This window comes from Uliginosibacterium sp. 31-12 (assembly GCF_030548425.1).
Classification (GTDB): domain Bacteria; phylum Pseudomonadota; class Gammaproteobacteria; order Burkholderiales; family Rhodocyclaceae; genus Uliginosibacterium; species Uliginosibacterium aquaticum.
The window spans coordinates 111,126-134,069 of the sequence record NZ_JAUOOA010000010.1 but is presented as its reverse complement, the minus strand read 5'-3'; the positions used below and the strand labels follow the sequence as shown (position 1 = coordinate 134,069).

Here is a 22,944-nt window from a genome sequence, read left to right as displayed (position 1 = left end):
GTCGCCCAGATCTGGCAGGATCACCGCGCGCAGGCCGAAGGCCTCGATCCAGTCGCGGATCACTTCGATGTCGCCCGGCGTGAGGGCGGCGCCGGCCAGCACATTCACCTGGCGCCGGCGCCGCCCGACACTGCTCGAGACCGGAACCAGTGCGTCGATGATCGCTTCCACGGCCTGTGCGAAACCGCTCTCCAGGCTGCCGGCATAGTCCGGGGTATTCACCGGCACGATGGCGATGTGCTCGTACTGCGGATACTGCTGGCGGAACTGGCGCAGCAGACGCTGCACATCGCTGCCCTGGGTCTCCGCAAGCCCTGTTGTCGGCAGGCCAATGACATCCGGGTTGCTCTTCTCACACAGGGTGCGCAGACCTTCGATCACGTTTTCATCGGAGTTCATCACCGTGGCGATGTGATCCATGGCGGTGGTCTGCAGCGGGATCGGCTCGCGGAAATGGCGCACGAAGAACACTTTGCCGAAGGCGGTGCAGCCCTGCGACCCGTGCATCATCGGGATCGCCCGGCGCAGGCCCAGGAAAGCCAGCGAGGCGCCCAGCGTGGAGCTGGCCTTGAGCGGATTGACTGACAGCGGCTTGCTGCGTTTGATGATTTCGCTCATGGTGCGACCTCAAGTGAATCTTGCTCGTGTAGCCCGGATGAAGGCCGCAGGCCGGAATCCGGGGGCTCGGGCGTGGGCGGTGTTCCCGGACTCCACCGCGCTGTATCCGGGCTACGCAGCCCCAGAGGCGTGCCGGCTGCCTTGCTCCTGGCCCACGGCGCGGGCTTGCGCACGGCAGCCCACACCGGGCTTTCGATGGTCAGCGCGAGCTGTTTCGCCAGCTCCAGCATGCCGCGATAGCCGGCGTAGCCGAATTCGCGTTCCTGATTGATGTCGAGGAAGGGGATGCGGGCCTTCAGCGCGGTGTAGAGGTTGCGGCCACCGGCGATCAGGATGTCGGCGCGCAAATCCTTGTAGGCATTCAGCAAGGCCTTCGGGCTGCCTTCGTCGATCATCACCGCGTCTTCGCCCATCAAGTCCTTGATGCGGGCCTTGTCTTCCTCGGTGGATTTCTTGGTGCCGCTGGCGACTACTGTCATGCCCAGGTCCTGCAGCGCCGAGACGATGGACCAGGACTTCACGCCGCCGGTGTAGAGCAGTACGCGCTTGCCCGCAAGGCGCTCACGCCAGGGCTGGAGGGCCGCGTTGATCCAGGCTTCCTCGCGCTCGATCAGCGCTTCGGTGCGGGCCGTGAGATCCGCATCGCGCAGCAGGCGGGCGAATTCGCGCAGGGCTTGAGAGGTGTCGGCTACGCCGTAGAAGCTGCCCTCGAAGAAGGGCACCTGCCAGCGCTCCTGCAGCTTGCGCGCCACGTTCAGCAAGGCCTTGGCACACACCACCATGCTGGCTTCGGCCCGGTGCAGGGTCTGCACTTCGTGGTAGCGCGCATCGCCCGAGAGCGTGCCGAGGATGCGCAGACCCAGTTCGTCGAAGAGCGGGGCCACGTTCCAGAATTCGCCGGCGATGTTGTATTCGCCGATCAGGCTCACGTCATGGATTTTTACATCGGGCATGCCCGGCACGTAGGGCGCGGGCTCCGGCTCGCGCGTGCCGATCACGTGCTTGAGCATGGTTTCGCCGGCGATGCGGTTGCCGAGGTTCTTGCTGCCGTAGAAGCCGGCCGAATCCACCGGTACCACCGGCACGCCCCAGCGCGCTTCGGCGGCCTTGCACACGGCGGCCACGTCGTCGCCGATCACGGCGGTCACGCAGGTGGTGTAGACGAAAACGGCGGCCGGCGAATATTCGTCGATGGCCTGCTTGATGGCGTGGAACAGGCGCTTCTCGCCGCGCCCCATGATCACGTCCTGCTCGGTGAGATCCGTGGTCATGCCGATGCTGTACAGCGTGGGGCCGGAGGAGCGGGTGCCGCGGTTGTCCCAGGAGTTGCCGGAGCAACCAATCGGGCCGTGCACGATGTGGGCCACATCGGCAATCGGCAGTAGCGCGATCTGTGCCCCGTCGAACACGCAGCCACCTGCCGTGGCGCCCGGCTTGGGACGCGCACAGCCGGCCTTTTCCTCCGCCTTGTTGTGGGCGCAGGCCGGTTCGTCTTTCAGCGCAGCAATGTCGGAGGCTTTCATGGCGGCAGTCCGGTGATGAGGGATGCAACTCGCGCCGCAGCGCTGCAAACTCCCCTCTCCCGCCCCGAGGAGAAGAGGCGGGGGAGAGGGCCGAACGAGGATGGGCCACGACCGGCGGGCTTAGCTTCGCAAAGCTTGTGCCTGGCTGGAAGGCCTTGATTTGGCTGGGTTTGTGGGCTGTGGCTGGCTGTGGTGAAGCTTACAAAATGTAGGGATTGGTACCGGGGAGGCGGGGGCGGAGCACCGAACTCATGCGCTCGCGCAGTCGCTGGAGGCCTGTCGCCTCTTCCGGCGCCCTGCCTTGCGGGATGGCTGGCGCAATCCTTGCTGCATGTCTTGCGGAGGACATCGCCATGAACGCTGTTGCTACAGATCTGATCCGCCTGATCGACCAGAGCCCCTCGCTCGAAGTGCTGGTACTGCGCTGCGTGCTGGCTGAATCGCAGCGCGCAGGTGAGCGCCCGCTGATCCGCGGCATCGGTCCGGCTTCCTTCGCCGTGCTGCGCGAGACCTGTCTGCCCGGCGTCGAGCTGGATAATGCAGATCAGCCGGCCGCGCGCTTTGATGAGTTCGAAGAGCTGTTCGAGCTGTTGCTGGACTACGCTGCGCCACTGGACCCGATGAGCATCTGGCTGGCCGCCGCGATTGCCACGGCCGCCCAGCGTGACAATCACCTGTGGCAGGACATGGGCCTGCCTTCGCGGCGTGAGCTCAACGCCCTCCTGCGCCAGCGCTTCCCCTCGCTGGCAGCGCTCAATGTGGGCGATATGAAGTGGAAGAAATTCTTCTATCGCCAACTGTGCGAGCGTGCCGGCGTGCCGATCTGCAAGTCGCCCAGTTGCGGGGTCTGCGTGGATCATCCCGTCTGTTTCGGCCCGGAGGTCTGAGCGCATGGAACGCTGCGTGCCGGATAGGGTGCTGGAAGCCATGCTGGCGGAGGATGCGCCCTTTGGTGACCTGACGACCCGCGCGCTGGGCATCGGTGCGCAGGCTGCTGGCATGAACTTTCGCGCGCGCGCTGCAATGCGCCTGGCCGGAAGCGAGGAGGCTGCCCGCCTGATCGAGCTGGCTGGTGGCGAGGTGCTGGCGTGCGTGCCTTCGGGTTGTGCCTTGAGTGCAGGGGACGTGATCCTGCAGGCCGAAGGCCCGGTCGCCGCGCTCCATCTGGCCTGGAAAACTGCCCAGACCCTGATTGAGTACCTCTCGGGCATGGCTTCGGCTGCCGCCGAAATCCTTGAACTGCTGCATGCGGCCGGCTTTGATCTGCCGCTGGCCTGTACACGCAAGAATTTTCCCGGCAATCGCCCGCTCGCCGCCAAGGCGGTGCGGGCGGGCGGCGCGGTGGCACACCGCCTGGGTTTGTCGGAAACCCTGCTGGTGTTTCCCGACCATCGTGTCTTTGTCGACAATGTCACCTTGCCGCAGCTGTTTGCACGGATGCGGCAGCAGCATCCGGAGAAAAAACTGGTGGCTGAGGCGGGTGATCTGGCTGAGGCCCTGTGGCTGGCGCAATGTGGTGCAGAGGTCTTGCAACTGGAGCGCTTCAGTCCGGATGCTCTGGCCGAATGCCGGGCTGCTCTGGTTGCCCAGGGCCGCCATGTGCTGCTGGCCCCGGCGGGGGGCGTAACACTCGGCAACGCACTGGCCTATGCCCGGGCTGGGGCGGATTTTCTCGTCAGCTCCGCGCCGTATTTTGCCGCCCCGAAAGACGTCAAGGTCACCTTCTCCGCGCGCTGAAGCTTTTCGCCGCTTCTGTTTCTGGCATGCAATTCGCTATATACAAACATACATAACGAATGCGGATGCCGATCCGGAAAGGAGAGAAATTCATGAATGCCCTGAATCTATCTGCGCAGGCCAGTGGCCTGCCTCAAGCTGGGCGCTGCCAGCGCCGTGAGGCGCAGCCGGATTGGCGCGCCGTATTGCCCAAGCAATGGGCGAGCAGCGTGCTGGCACCGCGCGCTTTCGAGCGTTTCCGCGACTACGAAATCCTCTCCGAGCGTGTGCTGGGCTATCGCTGCGAGGGCGATGAGTCGCCTTGTTATTGCGAGCATTACTTCGTGCTGACGGATCTGCGCTCGGATGACGACGAGAACTACTACCTTGCACCGAGTTACGGCGAGCACCTGGTGGCTTGGCAGATGAAGGATGGCCGCTGGCTCATCCATCGCCGCATCACACATGGCGAGGCTTGCCAGTCACAGGCCTTTTTTTCCTTCGCGGATGAAATGCCGCGCTGAGCGGCGGGGAGCGTGTCATGAAACGAACAAGGTTCTTGAAACTGATTGGCTTCCTGCTGGCGCTCTTTCCCTTGCTGGCGATCGCGCAAGAGAGCCTGCTGATTGCGGGCGGGGCAGGCTACAAGCGGCCGATTGACGAGATCGCGCAGGCGTTTGAGGCGGCCAGTCGCATTAAGGTCGAGCGTATCTACGGCCATATGGGACAGGTGCTGGCCCAGGCTCGGGCCAGCGACAAGGTGGCGGTGGTGTTCGGTGAGCAGGATGTGCTGGAAAAGGCTGGTCAGCCTGCATTCAACCGTTTTATTCCGATAGGCAGGGGCAGGCTGGTGCTGGCCTGGCCGGTCGGGCGGGATTTCAAATCGCTGACAGATCTTCAGGCGGCTGGTGTGCAGCGGATCGGCGTGGCAGATCTGAAGCAGGCCATCTTTGGCAAGGCTGCGCGGGAGAGTCTGCAGAAGGCGGGGCTGCTGGATGTGCTGGAGCCTCGCTTGGTGGTGGTGCCGACGGTGCCGCAGGTGTCGGCCTACCTGATCAGTGGCGAGGTGGATGCCGGTTTCATCAATCTCACCGAGGCTCTGGGAATTCGCACGCGCATCGGGGGCTATCTCGAACTGGCGCAGGAGCAATATGCGCCAATCCACATTACGGCCGGCGTGCTTGCCGGGCAGGAGTCGCCGGCCCTCAAGGCCTTCCTGGATTACCTGCAGACCCCGGCTGCTCGGGCCGTGCTGCAGCGTTACGGGCTCTGAGTCGTCATGCAGGATCTGTTTGCCGCTGTGCTGCCGACACTGACCGATCCGGCTGTGCGCCATGCCGTGTGGCTGACCGCTGAGGTGGCCGGGCTGACGCTGCTGCTGCACGCGGCGGCGGGAGTGCTGCTGGGCTATGCCCTGAGTTGCAAGGGCTGGCCGGGGCGGAACTGGCTGGATGTAGCGGTGACCTTGCCGCTGGTATTTCCGCCGGTGGCGCTGGGCTTCGTGCTGCTCCTGCTGTTTGGCCGCGAAGGGGTGTTCGGTCGCTGGCTGCTGGCCTGCTGCGGGCAAACACTTGTTTTCAGTCTGTCCGGCGTGGTGTTGGCGGCTTTTGTGGCGGGTCTGCCACTGGTCGTGAAGCCGGTGCAGGCTGCGATGGAGTCCCTCTCAGCGAGGCTCGGCGAAGTTGCGCGAACCCTTGGCAAGCGCGAATGGGAGATTGCGTGTTTCGTGCTCCTGCCCAATGTGAAGCGGGCGCTGGTGACCGGGCTGGTCCTCGGGCTAGGGCGTTCGCTGGGGGAGGTCGGCATCACCCTGATGCTGGGCGGCAATATTATCGGGCGCACCAATACGGTGTCTCTGGAAATCTACAACGCCGTCTTCGCGGGTGAATATCCACGGGCAATGGTGCTGACTCTGTTGCTCGGTGCACTGTCTGTGCTGGTGTTTGTTGGCTTGCGCCGGATGGGGGCGCAATGAAGCCCCGGAAACCGAAACGGGCCGCGCTGATGGCGCACGACCCGGCTCTGGCGGGCTCAGTTTCTGACCGCGATGATGACCGAAGAGGCCTTGATCACTGCCGTGGCGGCTGCACCTTCCTTGATGCCCAGCTCGGTCGTGGCATCACGCGTGATGCTGGCGAAGATCTCGGCGCCGCCGGGCAGGGCGATGATCACTTCGGCGCTGACCGGGCCCTGTACCAGCTTCTTCACAGTGCCGGTGAGGCAGTTGCGAGCCGAGAGTTTCACCCCGCTGCCATCGGTCATGACCATGACGTTCGACGCCTTGACGAGGGCTACTACCGGCTTGCCAACGGCCAGCCCCAGCGTTTGCACGCTGCCCTGAGTGATGGTGGCGACGAGCTTGTCGCCGCCTGCCGTACTGATTTCAACTTCGGCACTCACCGGCCCACTGCTGAGGGCGCTGATCGTGCCTTCAAAACTGTTGCGCGCGCTGATTTTCATCTTCTTGCCTTTCCTGAGAGCTTGCGTGGAGGGATGGGCGGACTGTATCGGGTGCCTCTGCGACAGCTCAACCATAACGGGCCTGGATTCAGAATCTGGAATAAGCACAATTCAAGTCAATTCGCTGTATTAGTGAGAATATAACGATATGAACAAACCGGACATTTCTGGCATGAAAAAAGTCCCACGCATGATTGGCCGTTTCGGCGTCGATCTCGCCGCCGGCAGTTTTCTCGGCGATACCCGCATCCGCCTGCTGGAGGCCATCGAGCAGTGCGGCTCTATTTCTCAGGCGGCACGCGAGGTGCCGCTTTCCTACAAGGCCGCATGGGATGCCGTGGATGCCATGAACAATCTGGCCGAGGAGCCACTGGTGGAGCGCTCAGCCGGTGGCAAGCATGGCGGCGGAACCTTGCTGACCGCTTATGGCAAGCGCGTGGTGAGCCTTTACCGGGCCATGGAAGCGGAATATCAGCTGGCGCTGGACCGGGTGACCGCCAGCCTCAGCGATCCGGCCGGCGAAGATCCGCAAGCCCTGCGGCGCCTGATGCGCAGCGTGGGCGTGACTCCCAGCGCCCGCAACCAGTTTGTGGGCCCGATCACTACCTTGCGCGCCGGAGAAGTGACCTTCGAGGTGGGCATCCGCTTTGACGGCATGAACGAGGTGGTAGCCCAGGTGTCGCGCGAAGGTGCCGAACAGTTGCAGCTGACCATCGGTCGGGAACTGCATGCCTGGGTCAATTCGTCGGCGGTGATCCTGATGACAGATGAAAGCTTGCGTATCTCGGCACGCAACCAGTTGTGGGGTGAGGTGCTGCGCATTCACGAAGGACCAGTGTCGGTGGATGTGGTGCTGGGCCTGCCGGCCGGCCGCACGGTGAGCGCCCTGATCACACGCGAATCCCTGCATGAGCTGGGCTTGAAGGAAGGCTTGCGCGCCTGCGCGGTGTTCAAGGCTTCCAGCGTGATGCTGTGTTCTTTTGATTGATTTTCCTCCTGTTGTAGTCAAGAAAGGTCATTGTCATGAAGGTCCTGATTTCCCTGCTGGCCGCCATCGGCCTTGTTTCACCCGTTCTGGCCGATGAAGTGAAGGTGGCCGTGGCGGCCAATTTCACGGCTCCGATGCAGAAGATTGCCGCCGAATTCGAGAAGGACACCGGCCATAAAGCCGTGGTGTCCACGGGTGCGACGGGTGCTTTCTATGCCCAGATCAAAAACGGTGCGCCCTTCGAGGTCTTCCTTTCGGCCGATGACGAAACCCCGGCAAAACTGGAGGCCGAAGGCGCAGGGCTTAAAGGCAGTCGTTTCACGTATGCGATTGGCAAGCTGGTGCTGTGGAGCGCCAAGGCTGGCGTGGTCGATGACAAGGGGGCAGTGCTCAAAAAGGGGGGTTTCGCAAAGCTGGCACTGGCCAATCCGAAGACTGCGCCTTACGGGGCAGCGGCTATCGAGCTGATGAAGAAGCAAGGCGTGTTCGATAGCCTGCAGGCGAAGATCGTGCAGGGGGAAAATATTTCGCAGGCCTTCCAGTTCGTCAGCACCGGCAATGCCGAACTGGGTTTCGTGGCACTGTCGCAGGTCTGGCAGGATGGCGCCCTGAAGAGTGGTTCGGCCTGGATCGTACCCGCCTCCGAGTACACGCCAATCCGTCAGGATGCGATCCTGCTTGGCAATGGCGCGGGCAAGCCCGCCGCTGAGGCGCTGCTGAAGTATCTGAAGGGCGACAAGGCGCTCGCCGTGATCAAATCCTACGGTTACGACATCTGAGGAAAAGCATGCTGCAAACCCAGGACTGGTCGGCCATCTGGCTCACCCTGAAACTGGCCACCACGGTTACGGCGCTCTTGCTGCTGCTCGGCACGCCGCTGGCCTGGTGGCTGGCCAATACGCGATCGCGCCTGCGTGGGGCGGCGAGTGCCCTGGTGTCGATGCCGCTGGTGCTGCCACCGACCGTACTGGGTTTCTACCTGCTCTTGCTGATGGGGCCTAACGGTCCGCTCGGCCAGCTGACCCAGTCCCTCGGGCTGGGTCTGCTGCCTTTCACCTTTGGTGGTCTGGTGCTGGCCTCCACCTTCTATTCCTTGCCCTTCGTGGTCCAGCCGATCCAGAACGCCATCGAAGCCATTGGCGCCCGTCCGCGCGAAGTGGCCGCCACCTTGCGCGCATCTCCCTGGGACAGCTTCTGGTCGGTGATCCTGCCCCTGGCCCGCCCCGGTTTTCTGACGGCTGCGGTGCTGGGCTTTGCACATACGGTGGGCGAATTCGGGGTGGTGCTGATGATCGGTGGCAACATTCCGGGGCAGACGCGAGTGGTCTCGGTGCAGATCTTCGATCATGTCGAGGCGCTTGAGTATGCGCAGGCGCACTGGTTGTCGGCCGGCATGGTGGCCTTCTCCTTCCTGGTGCTGCTGTTGCTCTACAGTCTGAACCCGGATTCGCGCAGGAGGGGCGTATGAGCGAATCGATGAAGATCCGGGTTCGGCATGCCTTCACGGGTTTTACCCTGGATGTTGATCTGCAATTGCCGGGGCGCGGCGTGACGGTGCTGTTCGGCCACTCCGGTTCCGGCAAGACCACCTTGTTGCGCTGTGTGGCCGGGCTTGAGCATGCTGAGCAGGCGCACATCGCGCTGCAGGGCGAGTGCTGGCAGGACGAAGCCGGGCGCTTCGTGCCGACCTGGCAGCGCTCGCTGGGTTACGTTTTCCAGGAAGCCAGCCTGTTTCCGCACCTCGATGTGCGTGGCAACCTGGCCTTCGGCATGAAGCGTGCGACAGGGGCCGTACACGAGGATGAGATCCGGGCGATGGCTGCACGCTTCGGCATCGAGCACTTGCTGGCGCGCAAGCCGGATGGCCTCTCTGGCGGCGAGCGCCAGCGCGTGGCGATTGCGCGGGCCTTATTGACGCGCCCGCGCCTGCTGCTGATGGATGAGCCGCTGTCGGCACTCGATGCTGCGCGCAAGCAGGAGATCCTGCCTTACCTCGAGAGCCTGCACGATGAGCTGGATATCCCCGTGCTGTATGTGACCCATCAGATCGAAGAGGCTGCGCGCCTTGCCGATCATCTGGTGCTGATGGAACAGGGGCGGGTGCTGGCCAGTGGCCCGCTGGGTGAGACGCTGGCCCGGCTCGACCTCCCGCTGGCACGCGATCACGATGCCGGGGTGGTGATCGAGGCGCAGGTGCTCGATCACGAGCCGGCCTGGCAACTTACGCGTCTGGGCTTTGCTGGCGGTGAGCTGTTTGTCTCGCAGCGCCCGCTGGCAGCAGGCAGCCCGGTGCGGGTGCGCATCGTGGCGCGCGACATCAGCATCGCATTGAGTGGCGATAATGCTTCCAGCATCCAGAATCGCTTTCCGTGCACGCTCAGCGGGATTGCCCCGGCTGAAGATCCGGCGCAATGCCTGGTCGGCCTGGATGCTGCCGGCGTGCCGCTGCTGGCCCGCATCACGCGGCGTTCGGCCGAGCAGCTCGGACTGCTGGTGGGGCAGAAAGTGTGGGCGCAGGTGAAAGCGGTGGCGCTGCTGGATTGAGCCTGGAAACCGCTGCGGAGGTTATTTCTATTTTTCACTGGCTAATGGCTTCCGGAGCCCGTCGCTCCTGAGCAAGCAGGAGCTTGGTGCAGTTCCGCGCTGTAGCCCGCGCTCTCGCAATCGGCATAAGCCTCCGGTTTGCGTATCCGCACTCGGGCACCGCATACGCCGGGCAGCGCCACGCAGAATTTCAGCAGCGCGTGGCACAGACTTTCCTGCAGCTTGAAGTGGCGGCTTGCAAGCAAGGGCGGGATGGCTGCATACACCCGATCGTAATCAACCGTGGCGCTCACCTCGTCCGGCATCTCGCCGCGCAGCGCCGGCAGATGCAGGTCGATGTCGATCAGCACGGTCTGGGTCCGCAGTTGTTCGGCCGCATGAAAGCCGATGGAGGCCTGGACGCGAAAATTTCGGATGCTGATGCGGCGATTGAGGAATTCCACGCGACGGGCTTCCGGTACAGAGGGGTCAGCAAAAAGACCCGGCGCATGGCCGGGACTGTTGAGGAGTGGCTGAGTGCGATCAGTTCAGCGTGTCGCGCAGGGCCCTGGCGGCGGCTACCATGTTGGCGAGCGCCGGAATGACCTCATGCCACTGACGCGTCTTCAGGCCGCAGTCCGGATTCACCCACAAACGCTCAGCTGGAATGCGCTCGGCGGCCTTCTGCATCAGCGCGATCATGTGTTCCTGGCTCGGGATGTTCGGCGAGTGGATGTCGTACACGCCCGGCCCGATCTCGTTCGGATACTGGAAGTGGTCAAACACGTCGAGCAGTTCCATGTCGGAGCGCGAGGTCTCGATGGTGATCACGTCGGCATCCATGTCGGCAATCGGGGCGATGATGTCGTTGAACTCCGAATAGCACATGTGGGTATGGATCTGGGTTTCATCGGCTACGCCATTGGCGGTGATGCGGAAGGATTCCACCGCCCAGTCGAGGTATTCCTTCCATTGCGCGCGGCGCAGCGGCAGGCCTTCGCGCAGCGCGGCCTCGTCGATCTGGATCACGCGCACGCCGGCGCGTTCCAGATCCAGCACCTCTTCGCGGATCGCCAGCGCGAGCTGTTTGCAGGAAACCGCGCGCGGCTGGTCGTCGCGCACGAAAGACCAGTTCAGGATCGTCACCGGCCCGGTGAGCATGCCCTTCATCGGCTTGTCGGTCAGCGATTGCGCATAGCGGATCCAGTCGATCGTCATGGCCTTCGGGCGGCAGATGTCGCCGAACAGGATCGGCGGCTTCACGCAGCGTGAGCCGTAGGACTGCACCCAGCCGAACTGGCTGAAGGCGTAGCCGTCGAGCTGCTCGCCGAAGTATTCGACCATGTCGTTGCGCTCGGCTTCGCCATGCACCAGTACATCCAGCCCCAGCGCTTCCTGCTCGCGCACGCTGCGGGCAATTTCGGCCTGCATCGCGCCCCGGTAGCTGGCTTCATCGATCACGCCGGCCTTGAAGTCGCTGCGCGCGCTGCGGATTTCGGCGGTCTGCGGGAAGGAGCCGATGGTGGTCGTCGGAAACTTCGGCAGGTGCAGCAGCGCGGCCTGTTTCGCGGTGCGCTCGGCATAGGGGCTGTGGCGCTGGCCCAGCTGCGGCGTGATCTGCGCGATGGCGGCTTTCACCGCCGGGTTATGCACCCGCGGCGAGTTGCGGCGCGCCTCGCAGGCGGCAAGGTTGGCAGCCAGCTCGGCTTGGACCGACTCGCGCCCGGTATTTAGCGCGCGCGCCAGCACATCGAGTTCGGCCAGTTTCTGCTTGGCGAAAGCCAGCCAGGAGCGGATCTCGCCATCGAGCTTCAGTTCGCTGTCCAGATCCACCGGCACATGCAGCAGCGAGCACGAGGGTGCGATCCACAGGCGCTCGCCCAGGCGCTCGGCCACCGGCGCCAGCCAGTCCAGCAGCGCCGTGAGATCGGTTTTCCATATGTTGCGGCCGTTGATCACGCCCAGCGACAGCACCTTGTGGCTGGCGAGGTAATTCAGCGCGGGCAGCACTTCGTCGCGCGCATTCACCGCATCCAGATGGAAGCCGGCGGTGGGCAGCTTGATCGCCCATTCCAGATTCTCGCGCAGCTGGCCGAAGTAGCTCGCCAGCAGCAGCTTGATGCGACAGGTCTTGAGCGCGTGGTAGGCGATGCTGAAGGCGTGTTTCCACTCGGCGTCCAGCTCGGTCACCAGAATCGGTTCGTCGATCTGCACCCACTCCGCGCCTTGCTCGGCCAGCACCTCCAGCAACTCGGCATACTCCGGCAGCAGCTGCGGCAGCAGGGCCAGCTTGTCGGAATCATCCTTGGCTTTGCCGATGGCCAGATAAGTCAGCGGGCCGATGATCACCGGCTTGGCTTTCACGCCCTGTGCGCCGGCCTCGGCGAGTTGCGCCACCAGCCGCGTGGCATCCAGTTTGAAGCGGGTATTGGCGCTGAATTCCGGCACGATGTAGTGGTAATTGGTATCGAACCACTTGGTCATTTCACCCGCCGCCACGCCACCGCAGCAGCCGGCGTGGGCTTCGGGCGACTCGGCCGAACGCCGAGGTTCCGGTGCGGCCACGGAGCGGCCGCGTGCCACGCGGAAATAGTTGTCCAGCGCATCGCCATGAAAACCCTGCACGCGCTCGGGCAGGTTGCCCAAGGTGAAGCTCATGTCCAACACCTGATCGTAGAAGGCGAAATCGCCCACCGGCGCGAAATCCAGCGCGGCCTGATCCTGCCAGTGGCAGCGGCGCAGTTCGGCGCCCAGCGCCTTGAGCGTTTCGCGTGAGGATTCGCCTTTCCAGTAAGACTCCAGCGCGAATTTCAGTTCGCGTTTTGCGCCGATGCGCGGAAAACCGAGGTTGTGTGTGATTGCCATGATGAATGCCACCGTTGTTGGGGAAGTGGGCGCATCCTAAAACCGGCAATTCATGAATAAAAATGGTATTTTTTCATCCGTCGATGAAATTGGCTCACGCATATGGCAAGTCTTGAACGCATACATCTGAGCATCCTGCGCGAGGTCGAGCGCCAGGGCTCGCTCACCGCTGCGGCGGAGAAGCTGCACCTCACCCAGTCCGCGCTCAGCCACGCCATGCGCAAGCTCGAAGAGCAGCTCGGCACGCCGGTGTGGCATCGCGAAGGGCGCAGCCTGCGCCCTACCCAGGCCGGGGAGTTCCTGCTCGCGATGGCCAATCGCCTGCTGCCCCAGCTGGAGTTCGCCGAGGCGCGTCTGCAGCAGTTCGCGCAGGGCGAGCGCGGTACTTTGCGCATCGGCATGGAATGCCACCCCTGCTACCAGTGGCTGCTGAAGATCGTTTCACCCTATCTCGCTAGCTGGCCAGACGTGGATGTGGATGTGAAGCAGAAATTCCAGTTCGGCGGCATCGGCGCGCTCTTCGGCCATGAGATCGACATGCTGGTCACGCCCGATCCGCTCTACAAGCCGGGCCTCGTGTTCGAGCCGGTGTTCGACTACGAGCAGGTGCTGGTGGTGGGGCCGCAACACCCCTTGCGTCATGCAGCGTGGATCAAGCCCGAACAGCTCTCCGACGAGATCCTGATCACCTACCCGGTAGCCACCGACCGGCTGGACATCTACACCCAATTCCTCACCCCCGCCGGTATCGCACCGAAGCGCCACAAGTCCATCGAAACCACCGACATCATGCTGCAGATGGTCGCCAGCGGCCGTGGAGTGGCGGCGCTGCCGCGCTGGCTGGTGGAGGAATACGCACCCAAGCTTGATCTCGCGGCGGTGCGGCTGGGCAAACAGGGAGTGCCCAAACAGATCTTCCTCGGCATCCGCGAGGTCGATGCCGGTATCGATTATGTGCGCGCGTTTGTCGAGCTGGCGCGTGCCTATCGATAAAGTGAAGAGTGAGTTGCGTTCGGAGCGGAAGATGGGGATTGTTGTATTGACTTCTCTGTAGAGCAGGATTTTGGGCAGCTGCTCAAGGTCAGGATGACTTCGTGTGGTTTTGATTTACTTTAGTTGCCCGCTTGGCGGGACAGCGTATGTTGCCCGTGCTCGAGTATTTTTCGATGGGGTTCCTGTGCCCGCCGGCCGGCATGAACATCTACTTCGCCTCGGCCATGTTCCGCAAGCCGATCCGATATGTTGGCGTGTCGGTCTTGCCTGCCTTGCTGGCGATTCTCATCGGCGTGCTGGTGATCTCCGCGCTGCCATTTCTGGCCACCGGGCTGCCGGTCTTTTTCTCGACGGCACCTTGATCTGACACGGGTCAGGCTTTGAGCGTAGGTGCGACTTCAGTTGCACGCGGAATTTGGTGGCGGGCTAAAGTCCGCCCTACAAGCAGCCTGATCAGGCAATCACTGCCTGCGTCAGGCGGGCGACTTCCTGCAGCCACTCCGCGCGCTGTTCAGGCGTGCTGGCGATCACCGATTCGAAGTTGCGGCGCTCGACTTTCGGTACCCCGCAGAAGCCCCATACACAGGCTTTCCAGAAGTTATCCAGCGGATCGCCGTAGAGGCGCAACTCGGCTTCGCGCGGGGTGTTCGAGGTTGTAAATACCAGCGCAGCCTTGGCCTTGAGCAAGCCGATGATCACGCCTTCACCTTTTTCGTTGCTGCCGAAACGATAGGCTTCGCCGGCACGCAGCACGCGGTCCAGCCAGCCCTTGAGAATGGCTGGCGCTTGCGCCCACCAGTTCGGGTGCACCACAACGATGGCATCGGCATTCAATACGAGGTCGGCGTGTTCGCGCACTTCAGGCGTTGGCACATGCCCCCGCGCCAGTTCATCCGGCGTGAAGAGCGGGTCGAAACCTTCGGCATGCAGATCGCGCAGGGTGACCTGATGGCCAGCGGCTTCCAGCGTGTTGCGTACGGTGTCGGCAATCGCGTGGTTGAAACTGCCGGGCTTGGGGTGGGCGAGGATGATCAGGATGTTCATACTTTTTTAGTGCTGAGTGCTGAGTGCTGAGTGCTGAGTGCTGAGTGCTGAGTGTTGGATGGGACTTCCCGGATTCCGGTTTTCGCCTTCATCCGGGCTACTTTCTATTTCCAGGTATTGAGTGCTGGGGACTTCGCTGATTTTTCTGCGCATATTGCCCAGTACTCAGTACTCAGCACTGCTTTTACACCGCGCCGCGCATCTCGCGCTGCTTGCCGTTGGAGAGCGCTGGCACGTCGGCCAGAGCCACGCTGACGGCATTGCGCGGGCGGAAGCTGGTCAGCTCGCGATATACGGCCTGAATCTTGTCCGGCGAGGAGAGACTCTTCACGTCAGCCTTCTCGAGCCCGGCTAGTTGCATCAGCTCGGACCAGGGCAGGCCATCGTCCATCGGGATCAGGTAAACGGTGCTGGTGTAGTAGTCGAAGATGGCAGGCTTGTTGATGTTCACCACGAAGATCACGCTTAGGGTATCGGCAGCCATGTCTTTGCCATAGCGTTCGAGCAGAGTGGGCACATCGGCCACGTCGTCGAGCATGCCAGTGAAAAACTTGAGCTGACTGTCGTCGGCCAGCATGGCAGCCTGCTGCAGCACTTTCAGGGGCGGCTTGCGGCGGCCGGAGGTATCGAGCATGGCACCTTCCAGCAGGATCAGTTCGCCACGATAGGCTTCGAGTTTGCCATCGCTGCAGGCTTCGAACAGGTTGGCGTTGAACAGGTGGCCGGCTTCTTCGTATTTCTTCAGCAACATTTTCAAATCCTTCGGGAGTGGGTAATGGCGTGGTCTGCGCTGAGGGCGTGATTCAGGATTGATCCGGTTTGCAATCGCAGCCGGTTTGCTGACCGGGGCCGCTGCAGCAATCATTTTTCGGCGTGCGCCCGAGGATCAGATTGAACAGCGAGCCGATGGCCTGTGCAGCTTTGCAGGGCACACCATGGGTAGCAGCACAGAATTTCTCGTGCAGGTTCTGGGCTTCGCCTGCGGGCTTTCCTTGGCACATGAGGGTTTCTCCAGAGGCTTCAGCAGCATTCCATTTCGATCTTGTCGAGCAGCTGCAGGGCTTCGATATCGTTCAGGGTTTCCAGCTGGTCGCGCAGGATGTTGATGTGCGCGTGGATCAGGAACAGCTCGTCATGGCGCGGCCCACTGATGGGAGAGAGCTTCTTCGCAAACAGTGTCCAGAATGGATTGCTGTACTCAGGCTGCTCCATGTAGGGGCGCAGCATGCCCACCAGCTTGCGGGCCTGGCCGTTGCAATCGAGGCCGACAAAACTCACGTAGCGATCGCGCGCCTCGCCGGTTTCATCGGCGCCTTCCTGCAGGCAGGGGCAGGGGGCGTCATTCCTCATCGTTGAGCAGTCCGATCGCAAGGCCGCCTGCGCCTTCAAGCTGGGCGGTGAGAGCGGCGCAGTGCTCGCCGGTGTTGATGGCATACAGCGCAAAGCCTTCTCCTTCGGCTACCGGTTTGAGGCGCGAAGGGATGTCGTTGTCGTCGCAGACCTTGAAGACGAGGCCGGGAAAGGCCTCGCGCAGCTCGGCGTCCACGCCCGGGCGGCGGGCATTGCCGTTGGCGAGTGCGTGGCACACGGTGTCGAGAAACTCCGGCGTGAGGCTCATGCTTCCTCCTCCTCGGCCTCATCGATCATGCTGGCAAACTGGGCCAGTGAGGGGGGCTCCATGCCCATCACCCGGGCCAGCCAGGGCGGTGGACTGGAAAGGCTGCTTTGCAGACGAGCTACGCTGGCGCGGGCCGGGCCGGTCTGCGGGATCTTCACCGGATGCACGCTGGCGCGGATGACCTTGGCAGCGGCCGGACCACCGATGGATTGCACGTAGAGCACATCACAATCGGCGATCAGATTTGCGCGGGCGACGTTTTTGTCCTCGGCCGTTTCGGTGTCGAGGGTCGGGCGGATGCCGATCAGGCGGGATTCACTGGCCGAAACCTGATAGATCAGGAAACGTTCGCAGCTGCCGAAGTGCCCATCCAGGATTTCGCCGGTATTCGATGCGCAGGCGAGACGGATCGAACCGGGCATGTCGCCTTCGAGGTAGATATCCAGCGCCGGCAGGTCGCTGCCGGATACGCCTTCACCCCATAGCAGGCGCACGGCGCGCTTGAGATCTTCCTTCTCCATCTGGCAGATGCCACCATCGCCATCCATGGCTTCGCGCAGCAACTCGACCGAGCAGGTGGCGAGCTTGGTTTCGGTGAGGGGCAGGTCGATCTTCTCGGCGATCGCAAGGGTCAGCTCACGTGGCGTGACCTTCAGTTCGAGCGCCGCCAGACCAATGCGCAGTGCGGCTTCGCGGGTGATGGAGGTGTTGGTCATGGCGAGGCTCCCTTTTGGGGCTGGGGTTCAGGGGGGGGGCGGCGGGAGGCGGTGGGTCGTCCGGCGGGAAAACCCACTTGGGCTGTCACATATAGACGATGCAGGCATCACCCGAAGCGCAGGTGGCCTGGCACTTGGGGCCATCGTCACCGTCTTCGCATTCGTTGCAGGTATCGGCCTTGATCTTGACGATGCCGCCCTTGTCGAAGATCGAATTGGTCGGGCAGACCGGGATGCAGTCGCCACAGCTGCTGCATTCGGCGACGAGGATTTTCATTGCCATGATGTGCTCCTTGGTCTCAGGTTCATTCCACGCCATCTACACGCCTGGCCCGTACGGAAATGGGCAGGCGTGGCGCGGGGATCGGATCGATGTAATAGACGCCCCCGTTCCCCAGCTTGATTTCGCCGCCCCATTTTTCCGGGGAGTCGAATTCGATGGAGGTGATGCTGTCCTCGATGTCGCGTTTGGGCAGGTAAAACGAGAGACCGCCGTCTGCGCTTTTACGAACCATGATGTTGGCCATGGGGAAGTACCGGGTGCTGGGTTAGGCGTTGTAGGGTGCGCACCGCGCACCGTATGCGCGGGTACGGTGGTGCGCAGTGCGCGCCCTAAGCTTGGGTTAGCGAACGATGTCGAAGTTGTAGTCCGTGTCGGCCATGAACTTGGTCTTCTCGTCGAGTTGCTCCAGCACTGCGTTGGTCAGCGTGGTGACGAGGTACATGCCGCCCTCGTAACCCAGCGTGGTCATGCGGTGCAGGTGGTGACGATCGAAGATCGGGAAGCCGATACGGATCAGCGGCACTTCGAATTCCGGCCCCTTGTGCAGGGTGTCGCGCTGGATGGTCTTGCCGTAGGTGCTGCCGACGATGAAATCAGGCTTGTCGGTGAAACACAGGCTGCGCATGTGCCACAAGTCGTAACCCGCATACACCTTGCCATGCACGCCGTAGGGCGAAGATTCGAGCAGGGCCTTCATCCGCTTTTCCCAGCGTTTGTTGCTGTTGTTGCAGAGGATGTGGGTCGGCTCGATACCCAGTTCCAGCATCACCTTGACGAGGCCCAGCAGGAAGTCCGGGTCACCGAACACGGCCATCTTCTTGCCATGCAGCCAGGCGTGGGAGTCGGTCATCATGTCGACCAGGCGGCCACGTTCCTTCAGCAGCGATTCCGGGATCGGCTTGCCGGTGACTTCCGAGACCTTCATCAGGAACTCGTCGGTCCACTCCACCCCCATCGGGATGTTGATCTTCGGTACTTCGTGGCTCCAGGTGCCTTCCACGAACTTGCGGCTCTTTTCCAGGCTGGTGGGCTGGAGCATGAAGGTGGTGATGGCGTTCGGAGCATCCACCACTTCTTCAATGGTCGTGCCGCCGGCATACATTTCGTATTCGCCGTTGGCCGGGGTGTCGAGCACCTCTTCCGGATCGCACAGGAAGCTGTAGCCCACGCCCATCTCGCGCATGTAGCGCTTGATCACGCGGTAGTTGCCCAGATAGGTTTCGAAGCCCGGCACGATGTTGATCTTGCCGTTGCTGCCTGGGGTGGCCGGCACTTTCGTGGTGGCCTGGCCAGTGGCTTCATCCACGCCTGCCGTGAAGTAGCTCACGATGCCTTCGAACATGTTGTCCCAGCCAGTGATGTGGGAGCCGACGAAGGACGGAGTGTTGGCGTAGGGGATCGGGAAATCCTTATCCACATAGCCTTCCTTGCGGGCGTTACCGATGAAGGCGCCCAGGTCGTCACCGATCACTTCGGCGATACACGTGGTGCACACCGCGATCATCTTCGCGCCGTAGAGCTTGGTGGCGTTCTGCAGGCCTTCATGCACGTTCTTCTGACCGCCGAACACCGCAGCATCTTCCGTCATCGAGTCGGCGATGTAGGCGATCGGCTCCTTGAAGTGACGGTTGAAGTAGGTGCGGAAATAAGCCACGCAGCCTTGCGAGCCATGGATGTACACCATGGTCTTCTCGAAGCCCATGCCGCACAGGGCGCCACCGAGCGGCTGGCAGACCTTGGCCGGGTTGATCGTCAGCGCTTCGCGCTTGAAGTTCAGGTCCTGATATTCCTGAGTGGTCGTCCAGGCGAAGGTTTCGGCGACCTTGTCCTTGGAGGGCATTTCTTCCCACAGCTCGCGCTTCTTGGCGAGCAGGTCCTGGTATTCCGGTTCGTTGAAGAGCGGGAAACAGGTCTTGGTATCTTCGACGGTTTGCATCTTGTATCTCCTTGCCCGGCCAACTAGCTGTGGATGCGGGCGAAGCTTGATTGATCGCGGCGCATACATGCCGCGGCTCATAGGTAGGGTGCGCACCGCGCACCCTACGGTCCGGCTTAGGCTGCCTTCAGTTCGCCTTCGGCCTCATCCTTGAGCCAGGGCGCCTTGAGCATGTTCCAGCACGGGTTATTCACGGTCATGTCCATGTCGCGGGCGAAGATGGCGAAACCATCGAAGCCGTGATACGGGCCGGAGTAATCCCAGGAGTGGAGCTGGCGGAAGGGCACGCCCATCTTGTGGAAGGCGTACTTTTCCTTGATGCCGGAGCCGATCAGATCGGGCTTCAACTGACGCACGAATTCTTCAAACTCGTAGCCAGTGACATCGTCATAGATCAGGGTGGCGTCCTTCATTTCCTTCATGGTGCGATCGTAGTCATCGTTGTGCGCGAATTCATAACCGGCACCGATCACTTCCATGCCCAGATCTTCGTAAGCACCCACGGTGTGGCGCGGACGCAGACCACCCACGTAGAGCATGACCTTCTTGCCCTCGAGGCGCGGCTTGAACTTGGCGATGATCGCGTCCATGGCCGGGGTGTACTTGGCGATGACGCGCTCGGCACCTTCCTGGATCTTCTCGTCGAAGTGCGAGGCGATTTCGCGCAGGCTCTCCTTGATCTTGGTCGGGCCGAAGAAGTTGTATTCCAGCCAGGGAATGTTGTACTTCTCTTCCATGTGGCGCGCGATGTAGTTCATCGAGCGGTAGCAGTGGAGGAGGTTCAGCTTCACCTTGGGGGTGTTTTCCATTTCGGTGAGGGTGCCGTCGCCGGACCACTGGGCCACCACGCGCAGGCCCATCTCTTCGAGCAGGATGCGCGAGGCCCAGGCATCGCCGCCGATGTTGTAGTCACCGAGGATGGCTACGTCATACGGCGTGCCTTCGAAGGCTTGTTCGTCGCGGTTGGAGATGATGAAGTCGCGCACCGCATCGTTAGCGATATGGTGACCGAGCGATTGCGACACGCCGCGGAAGCCTTCGCAGCGCACCGGGATGATGGTCTTGCCGATTTCGACCGCCTTCTTCTTGGAGACGGCTTCGATATCGTCACCGATCAGGCCGACCGGACATTCGGATTGCACCGAGATGCCCTTGGAGAGCGGGAACAGGCCTTCCAGTTCATCGATCAGCTTGGCGAGCTTCTTGTCGCCGCCGAACACGATGTCCTTTTCCTGGAAGTCAGAGGTGAAGTTGATGTCGCAGAAGGAATCCACACCTGAGGTGCCGGAGAAGTAGTTGCGTCGGCCACCACGCGAGTAAGCGCCACAGCCAACGGGGCCGTGCGAAATGTCGATGATGTCCTTGATCGGACCCCACACCACGCCTTTGGAGCCTGCGTAGGCGCAGCCGCGCTGGGTCATCACGCCCGGCAGCGACTTGCGGTTGGAGGTGATGCACTTCTTGGATTGCTCGATGGACTTGTCATTCACCATCAGGTGCTTGGCACGGTCCTTCTTGGCCTTCTCGGGATAAACCTCCAGCACCTCTTCAATGAGGGCCTGGGCTTGCTCGCGGGTGAGCTCAGACATTTGATTCTCCTTTGCACCGGGCTATAGCGCGCCACGGGGCACAAGCGTTGAATATTCACTCTGGCGTCACCCCGGCACAGGCCGGAATGACGTCTTGTTTGATGCTTTGCTTGTGGTCAGGCAGCCAGTTCGGCGGCGGTCTTGCCGACGATCTTTTCGTCTTCCACTTCCATGATCCCGAACTCCATCAGCAGCTCTTCCAGCTCTTCCATTTCGAGCGGATTCGGGATGATGAACTTCTTGTTTTCCACGATCTTGCGGGCCAGTTCGCGGTACTGGTCGGCCTGGCCGTGGGTCGGGTCATACTCGATCACCGTCATGCGGCGGATCTCGGCGTGCTGCACCACGTTGTGACGCGGCACGAAGTGGATCATCTGGGTGCCGATCTTGGCGGCCAGGGCTTCAATCAGTTCATCTTCGCGGTCGGTATTGCGGCTGTTGCAGATCAGGCCTGCGAGGCGCACACCACCCGAGTTGGCATACTTCACGATGCCCTTGGAGATGTTGTTGGCGGCATACATGGCCATCATTTCGCCGGACACGACGATGTAGATTTCCTGTGCCTTGCCTTCACGGATCGGCATGGCGAAACCGCCACACACCACGTCACCCAGCACGTCGTAGAACACGAAGTCCAGGTCTTCCTCGTAAGCGCCTTCTTCTTCAAGGAAGTTGATGGCGGTAATCACGCCGCGGCCGGCGCAACCCACGCCCGGCTCCGGGCCACCGGATTCGGCGCATTTCACGCCCTTGAAACCCACTTGCAGCACGTCTTCCAGTTCCAGGTCTTCCACGGAACCGGCGTCAGCGGCCAGCTGCATGACGGTGTTCTGCATTTTTGCGTGCAGGATCAGACGGGTCGAGTCGGCCTTCGGATCGCAACCAACGATCATGACCTTCTTGCCCGCCTCGGCCAGTGCGGCCACGAGGTTCTGGGTAGTGGTGGATTTTCCGATACCACCCTTGCCGTAAATTGCGCATTGACGCAGTTTTGCCATGGTGCTTCTCCTTGTGGAACAGTGAGTCGGGGGTCAGGCATATGTGTTGCGTGATTTCCTGCGACACTGGCCTGACGGCTCGCACTACAAGTCGCAACGCTCGTGCCAGAAGCCCGAAAACCCACCCAATGCCTTGTGTGGCAAGGAGAAAGCCCGAAATGAATGATTCCTCAGGCAGTGCGGCTTGCGACAAAGCCCCGGCGCTGTGTAGGGATGGCGACAAGGCTGGAGGCGCAAACGAGGGGGCTGCTCACGACAATCCCACTTTGCCGAGCTGGGCCCGCTTGCCGATCAATCGTTGCAACCTGCCGGCGGTGATTCTGGGCAGCCTGACCTATCAGCACACGCCTGCGCCGCTCATGCTCGACGGAGTACATGAGCTGCACCGCGACTTCTTCCGCATGCTCAATACACGTGAGACGGCGGAAGAGCGCGTGCAGCTTTTTCACGACTACATGACGATGTGCTTCCGGCTGGAATCGCTGGAGGACGCCGGCTTCGCGCCGGGCATGGCGAAGAACCGCGGCAAGCTCAATTACCTGAAACTCATCCGCGGCTGGCATTTCAACTCCGACAGTGTTGAAGGCGCGGTGCTGAAAGCCTGGGTGGAATCACGCTTCGGCCTGCTGCCGCGCCATCACCGCGCCCCGATCCGTGATTTCTCCAGCGAACCCTACCGCCTCTATCTGGAGCAGCGTGCCACCGGGCTCTACAACACCAATGCCCTCGAATCCCAGCTTGATCTGGTCTACACTTTTACCCAGATCGAGCTGGCCCGCCGCTATCCGGAAACGCAGCACTTTCGTCTCTATCGCGGCGTGAATCGCTGGGAAGCGCACGAAATTCTGGGCGAGCGGGTTTCGGGAGGAAAGCGCGAATCCATCCTGCTGCTCAATAACGTGAACTCCTTTTCCACCGACTTTGAACGGGCCGGCGAATTCGGCGATCACGTGATTGCCAGTGAGGTTCCGCTGACCAAGATCATCTGCTGTGCGCAGGTGATGCCGGGCAAGCTGCAGGGGGAGGGCGAAGCGCTGGTGGTGGGCGGTGTCTATGAAGTCAGGCGCATGTAAT

The 22,944-nt window shown here is 62.0% G+C and carries 28 protein-coding genes; 12 read left to right on the top strand and 16 right to left on the bottom strand.

Annotation, left to right across the window (positions count from 1 at the left end; genetic code table 11):
• On the bottom strand, nt 1-618 hold a 618-nt coding region (locus tag Q3Y64_RS17405; protein WP_303563782.1), incomplete at its 3' end, for a nitrogenase component 1.
• Nucleotides 615-2,141 (bottom strand): nitrogenase iron-molybdenum cofactor biosynthesis protein NifE, encoded by a 1,527-nt coding sequence (nifE, locus tag Q3Y64_RS17400; RefSeq protein ID WP_303563780.1) that lies wholly within the window; start codon nt 2,139-2,141, stop codon nt 615-617. The genes nifE and Q3Y64_RS17405, both read right to left, overlap by 4 nt.
• A gap of 353 nt (nt 2,142-2,494) precedes the next feature.
• On the opposite strand from nifE, the gene Q3Y64_RS17395 reads away from it, so the two are divergent.
• From Q3Y64_RS17395 to modB (Q3Y64_RS17375), 5 genes are all read left to right on the top strand, one after another.
• Nucleotides 2,495-3,028, top strand: a complete 534-nt coding sequence (locus Q3Y64_RS17395; protein WP_101943205.1) for a nitrogen fixation protein NifQ — start codon at nt 2,495-2,497, stop codon at nt 3,026-3,028.
• A gap of 4 nt (nt 3,029-3,032) precedes the next feature.
• Entirely contained in the window at nt 3,033-3,878 is an 846-nt protein-coding gene (gene modD / locus Q3Y64_RS17390; RefSeq protein ID WP_303563776.1) for a ModD protein, read from the top strand.
• A 92-nt stretch (nt 3,879-3,970) separates the two neighbouring features.
• The gene (locus Q3Y64_RS17385) at nt 3,971-4,381 is read left to right on the top strand and encodes a hypothetical protein (protein ID WP_303563774.1); all 411 of its coding nucleotides are present in this window, start codon (nt 3,971-3,973) and stop codon (nt 4,379-4,381) included.
• Between the two features lie 17 nt (nt 4,382-4,398).
• Nucleotides 4,399-5,130, top strand: a complete 732-nt coding sequence (gene modA / locus Q3Y64_RS17380; protein WP_101943024.1) for a molybdate ABC transporter substrate-binding protein — start codon at nt 4,399-4,401, stop codon at nt 5,128-5,130.
• Nucleotides 5,131-5,136: 6 nt separating this feature from the next.
• Nucleotides 5,137-5,832 carry a molybdate ABC transporter permease subunit gene (gene modB, locus Q3Y64_RS17375; protein ID WP_303563772.1) on the top strand — a complete coding sequence of 232 codons (696 nt, stop codon included), beginning with the start codon at nt 5,137-5,139 and terminating at the stop codon, nt 5,830-5,832.
• A gap of 56 nt (nt 5,833-5,888) precedes the next feature.
• On the opposite strand, the gene Q3Y64_RS17370 is transcribed toward modB (Q3Y64_RS17375), so the two are convergent.
• A complete protein-coding gene (locus Q3Y64_RS17370) occupies nt 5,889-6,317 on the bottom strand; it encodes a molybdopterin-binding protein (RefSeq protein ID WP_303563771.1) in 429 nt (142 codons plus the stop codon).
• A gap of 172 nt (nt 6,318-6,489) precedes the next feature.
• Between Q3Y64_RS17370 and Q3Y64_RS17365 the strand changes: the two genes are divergently transcribed.
• From Q3Y64_RS17365 to modC, 4 genes are read left to right on the top strand one after another with little or no spacing between them, the layout of a single operon-like run.
• Nucleotides 6,490-7,305 carry a TOBE domain-containing protein gene (locus Q3Y64_RS17365; RefSeq protein WP_254048244.1) on the top strand — a complete coding sequence of 272 codons (816 nt, stop codon included), beginning with the start codon at nt 6,490-6,492 and terminating at the stop codon, nt 7,303-7,305.
• A 35-nt stretch (nt 7,306-7,340) separates the two neighbouring features.
• Nucleotides 7,341-8,084 carry a molybdate ABC transporter substrate-binding protein gene (modA, locus tag Q3Y64_RS17360; RefSeq protein ID WP_303563767.1) on the top strand — a complete coding sequence of 248 codons (744 nt, stop codon included), beginning with the start codon at nt 7,341-7,343 and terminating at the stop codon, nt 8,082-8,084.
• Between the two features lie 8 nt (nt 8,085-8,092).
• Nucleotides 8,093-8,773, top strand: coding sequence for a molybdate ABC transporter permease subunit (gene modB / locus Q3Y64_RS17355; RefSeq protein ID WP_101943018.1), 681 nt, complete (start codon nt 8,093-8,095; stop codon nt 8,771-8,773).
• Nucleotides 8,770-9,849: a molybdenum ABC transporter ATP-binding protein gene (modC, locus tag Q3Y64_RS17350; protein ID WP_101943016.1), complete on the top strand. Its 1,080-nt coding sequence runs from the start codon at nt 8,770-8,772 to the stop codon at nt 9,847-9,849. Before modB (Q3Y64_RS17355) ends, modC begins: the two co-directional genes overlap by 4 nt.
• 41 nt (nt 9,850-9,890) lie before the next feature.
• On the opposite strand, the gene Q3Y64_RS17345 is transcribed toward modC, so the two are convergent.
• Both Q3Y64_RS17345 and metE read right to left on the bottom strand, forming a co-directional pair.
• Nucleotides 9,891-10,292, bottom strand: a complete 402-nt coding sequence (locus Q3Y64_RS17345; RefSeq protein WP_303563763.1) for a dihydroneopterin aldolase — start codon at nt 10,290-10,292, stop codon at nt 9,891-9,893.
• Between the two features lie 79 nt (nt 10,293-10,371).
• Nucleotides 10,372-12,693 carry a 5-methyltetrahydropteroyltriglutamate--homocysteine S-methyltransferase gene (gene metE / locus Q3Y64_RS17340; protein ID WP_303563761.1) on the bottom strand — a complete coding sequence of 774 codons (2,322 nt, stop codon included), beginning with the start codon at nt 12,691-12,693 and terminating at the stop codon, nt 10,372-10,374.
• 102 nt (nt 12,694-12,795) lie between these two features.
• On the opposite strand from metE, the gene Q3Y64_RS17335 reads away from it, so the two are divergent.
• Together Q3Y64_RS17335 and Q3Y64_RS17330 are read left to right on the top strand one after the other, a co-directional pair.
• Nucleotides 12,796-13,686: a LysR family transcriptional regulator gene (locus Q3Y64_RS17335; protein WP_303563759.1), complete on the top strand. Its 891-nt coding sequence runs from the start codon at nt 12,796-12,798 to the stop codon at nt 13,684-13,686.
• 146 nt (nt 13,687-13,832) lie between these two features.
• Nucleotides 13,833-14,048 (top strand): hypothetical protein, encoded by a 216-nt coding sequence (locus tag Q3Y64_RS17330; RefSeq protein ID WP_303563757.1) that lies wholly within the window; start codon nt 13,833-13,835, stop codon nt 14,046-14,048.
• Nucleotides 14,049-14,139: 91 nt separating this feature from the next.
• Here the strand turns inward: Q3Y64_RS17330 and Q3Y64_RS17325 are convergent, their stop codons facing one another.
• The 11 genes from Q3Y64_RS17325 to nifH all read right to left on the bottom strand — a co-directional run bounded on the left by Q3Y64_RS17325 (nt 14,140) and on the right by nifH (nt 21,870).
• On the bottom strand, nt 14,140-14,730 hold the full coding sequence (locus Q3Y64_RS17325; protein WP_303563755.1) for an NAD(P)H-dependent oxidoreductase: 591 nt from the start codon (nt 14,728-14,730) through the stop codon (nt 14,140-14,142).
• A 184-nt stretch (nt 14,731-14,914) separates the two neighbouring features.
• Complete coding sequence (locus Q3Y64_RS17320; protein WP_101943006.1) at nt 14,915-15,481, bottom strand: hypothetical protein; 567 nt, start codon at nt 15,479-15,481, stop codon at nt 14,915-14,917.
• Nucleotides 15,482-15,533: 52 nt separating this feature from the next.
• Nucleotides 15,534-15,731, bottom strand: a complete 198-nt coding sequence (locus Q3Y64_RS17315) for a hypothetical protein (RefSeq protein WP_101943005.1) — start codon at nt 15,729-15,731, stop codon at nt 15,534-15,536.
• A gap of 19 nt (nt 15,732-15,750) precedes the next feature.
• Nucleotides 15,751-16,080 carry a N(2)-fixation sustaining protein CowN gene (cowN, locus tag Q3Y64_RS17310; protein ID WP_303563751.1) on the bottom strand — a complete coding sequence of 110 codons (330 nt, stop codon included), beginning with the start codon at nt 16,078-16,080 and terminating at the stop codon, nt 15,751-15,753.
• Nucleotides 16,070-16,348, bottom strand: coding sequence for a DUF6129 family protein (locus tag Q3Y64_RS17305; RefSeq protein ID WP_170021170.1), 279 nt, complete (start codon nt 16,346-16,348; stop codon nt 16,070-16,072). Before Q3Y64_RS17305 ends, cowN begins: the two co-directional genes overlap by 11 nt.
• Nucleotides 16,345-17,064: a dinitrogenase iron-molybdenum cofactor biosynthesis protein gene (locus tag Q3Y64_RS17300; protein ID WP_303563748.1), complete on the bottom strand. Its 720-nt coding sequence runs from the start codon at nt 17,062-17,064 to the stop codon at nt 16,345-16,347. Before Q3Y64_RS17300 ends, Q3Y64_RS17305 begins: the two co-directional genes overlap by 4 nt.
• An 85-nt stretch (nt 17,065-17,149) precedes the next feature.
• Nucleotides 17,150-17,347: a 4Fe-4S binding protein gene (locus Q3Y64_RS17295; protein WP_101943200.1), complete on the bottom strand. Its 198-nt coding sequence runs from the start codon at nt 17,345-17,347 to the stop codon at nt 17,150-17,152.
• Between the two features lie 22 nt (nt 17,348-17,369).
• Entirely contained in the window at nt 17,370-17,591 is a 222-nt protein-coding gene (gene nifT, locus Q3Y64_RS17290; RefSeq protein ID WP_101942998.1) for a putative nitrogen fixation protein NifT, read from the bottom strand.
• A gap of 96 nt (nt 17,592-17,687) precedes the next feature.
• Complete coding sequence (nifK, locus tag Q3Y64_RS17285; RefSeq protein WP_101942997.1) at nt 17,688-19,283, bottom strand: nitrogenase molybdenum-iron protein subunit beta; 1,596 nt, start codon at nt 19,281-19,283, stop codon at nt 17,688-17,690.
• A 116-nt stretch (nt 19,284-19,399) separates the two neighbouring features.
• Entirely contained in the window at nt 19,400-20,872 is a 1,473-nt protein-coding gene (gene nifD, locus Q3Y64_RS17280) for a nitrogenase molybdenum-iron protein alpha chain (RefSeq protein WP_170021173.1), read from the bottom strand.
• Between the two features lie 116 nt (nt 20,873-20,988).
• A complete protein-coding gene (nifH, locus tag Q3Y64_RS17275; protein ID WP_101942994.1) occupies nt 20,989-21,870 on the bottom strand; it encodes a nitrogenase iron protein in 882 nt (293 codons plus the stop codon).
• 158 nt (nt 21,871-22,028) lie between these two features.
• On the opposite strand from nifH, the gene Q3Y64_RS17270 reads away from it, so the two are divergent.
• Nucleotides 22,029-22,943 carry an NAD(+)--dinitrogen-reductase ADP-D-ribosyltransferase gene (locus Q3Y64_RS17270; RefSeq protein WP_303563741.1) on the top strand — a complete coding sequence of 305 codons (915 nt, stop codon included), beginning with the start codon at nt 22,029-22,031 and terminating at the stop codon, nt 22,941-22,943.
• The last annotated feature ends 1 nt before the right edge of the window (nt 22,944 follow it).

Bases quoted from the DNA above. Each gene is read 5' to 3' on its own strand.
- modC (WP_101943016.1), top strand. From the start codon at position 8,770: ATGAGCGAATCGATGAAGATCCGGGTTCGGCATGCCTTCACGGGTTTT.
- Q3Y64_RS17325 (WP_303563755.1), bottom strand. From the start codon at position 14,730: ATGAACATCCTGATCATCCTCGCCCACCCCAAGCCCGGCAGTTTCAAC.
- cowN (WP_303563751.1), bottom strand. From the start codon at position 16,080: ATGAGGAATGACGCCCCCTGCCCCTGCCTGCAGGAAGGCGCCGATGAA.
- Q3Y64_RS17335 (WP_303563759.1), top strand. From the start codon at position 12,796: ATGGCAAGTCTTGAACGCATACATCTGAGCATCCTGCGCGAGGTCGAG.
- Q3Y64_RS17365 (WP_254048244.1), top strand. From the start codon at position 6,490: ATGAAAAAAGTCCCACGCATGATTGGCCGTTTCGGCGTCGATCTCGCC.
- metE (WP_303563761.1), bottom strand. From the start codon at position 12,693: ATGGCAATCACACACAACCTCGGTTTTCCGCGCATCGGCGCAAAACGC.
- modB (WP_101943018.1), top strand. From the start codon at position 8,093: ATGCTGCAAACCCAGGACTGGTCGGCCATCTGGCTCACCCTGAAACTG.
- nifK (WP_101942997.1), bottom strand. From the start codon at position 19,283: ATGCAAACCGTCGAAGATACCAAGACCTGTTTCCCGCTCTTCAACGAA.
- Q3Y64_RS17315 (WP_101943005.1), bottom strand. From the start codon at position 15,731: ATGTGCCAAGGAAAGCCCGCAGGCGAAGCCCAGAACCTGCACGAGAAA.
- nifE (WP_303563780.1), bottom strand. From the start codon at position 2,141: ATGAAAGCCTCCGACATTGCTGCGCTGAAAGACGAACCGGCCTGCGCC.
- nifT (WP_101942998.1), bottom strand. From the start codon at position 17,591: ATGGCCAACATCATGGTTCGTAAAAGCGCAGACGGCGGTCTCTCGTTT.
- modA (WP_303563767.1), top strand. From the start codon at position 7,341: ATGAAGGTCCTGATTTCCCTGCTGGCCGCCATCGGCCTTGTTTCACCC.
- Q3Y64_RS17270 (WP_303563741.1), top strand. From the start codon at position 22,029: ATGAATGATTCCTCAGGCAGTGCGGCTTGCGACAAAGCCCCGGCGCTG.
- Q3Y64_RS17295 (WP_101943200.1), bottom strand. From the start codon at position 17,347: ATGGCAATGAAAATCCTCGTCGCCGAATGCAGCAGCTGTGGCGACTGC.
- modA (WP_101943024.1), top strand. From the start codon at position 4,399: ATGAAACGAACAAGGTTCTTGAAACTGATTGGCTTCCTGCTGGCGCTC.
- Q3Y64_RS17300 (WP_303563748.1), bottom strand. From the start codon at position 17,064: ATGACCAACACCTCCATCACCCGCGAAGCCGCACTGCGCATTGGTCTG.
- Q3Y64_RS17370 (WP_303563771.1), bottom strand. From the start codon at position 6,317: ATGAAAATCAGCGCGCGCAACAGTTTTGAAGGCACGATCAGCGCCCTC.
- modB (WP_303563772.1), top strand. From the start codon at position 5,137: ATGCAGGATCTGTTTGCCGCTGTGCTGCCGACACTGACCGATCCGGCT.
- Q3Y64_RS17385 (WP_303563774.1), top strand. From the start codon at position 3,971: ATGAATGCCCTGAATCTATCTGCGCAGGCCAGTGGCCTGCCTCAAGCT.
- Q3Y64_RS17395 (WP_101943205.1), top strand. From the start codon at position 2,495: ATGAACGCTGTTGCTACAGATCTGATCCGCCTGATCGACCAGAGCCCC.
- nifH (WP_101942994.1), bottom strand. From the start codon at position 21,870: ATGGCAAAACTGCGTCAATGCGCAATTTACGGCAAGGGTGGTATCGGA.
- nifD (WP_170021173.1), bottom strand. From the start codon at position 20,872: ATGTCTGAGCTCACCCGCGAGCAAGCCCAGGCCCTCATTGAAGAGGTG.
- Q3Y64_RS17305 (WP_170021170.1), bottom strand. From the start codon at position 16,348: ATGAGCCTCACGCCGGAGTTTCTCGACACCGTGTGCCACGCACTCGCC.
- Q3Y64_RS17330 (WP_303563757.1), top strand. From the start codon at position 13,833: ATGTTGCCCGTGCTCGAGTATTTTTCGATGGGGTTCCTGTGCCCGCCG.
- Q3Y64_RS17320 (WP_101943006.1), bottom strand. From the start codon at position 15,481: ATGTTGCTGAAGAAATACGAAGAAGCCGGCCACCTGTTCAACGCCAAC.
- modD (WP_303563776.1), top strand. From the start codon at position 3,033: ATGGAACGCTGCGTGCCGGATAGGGTGCTGGAAGCCATGCTGGCGGAG.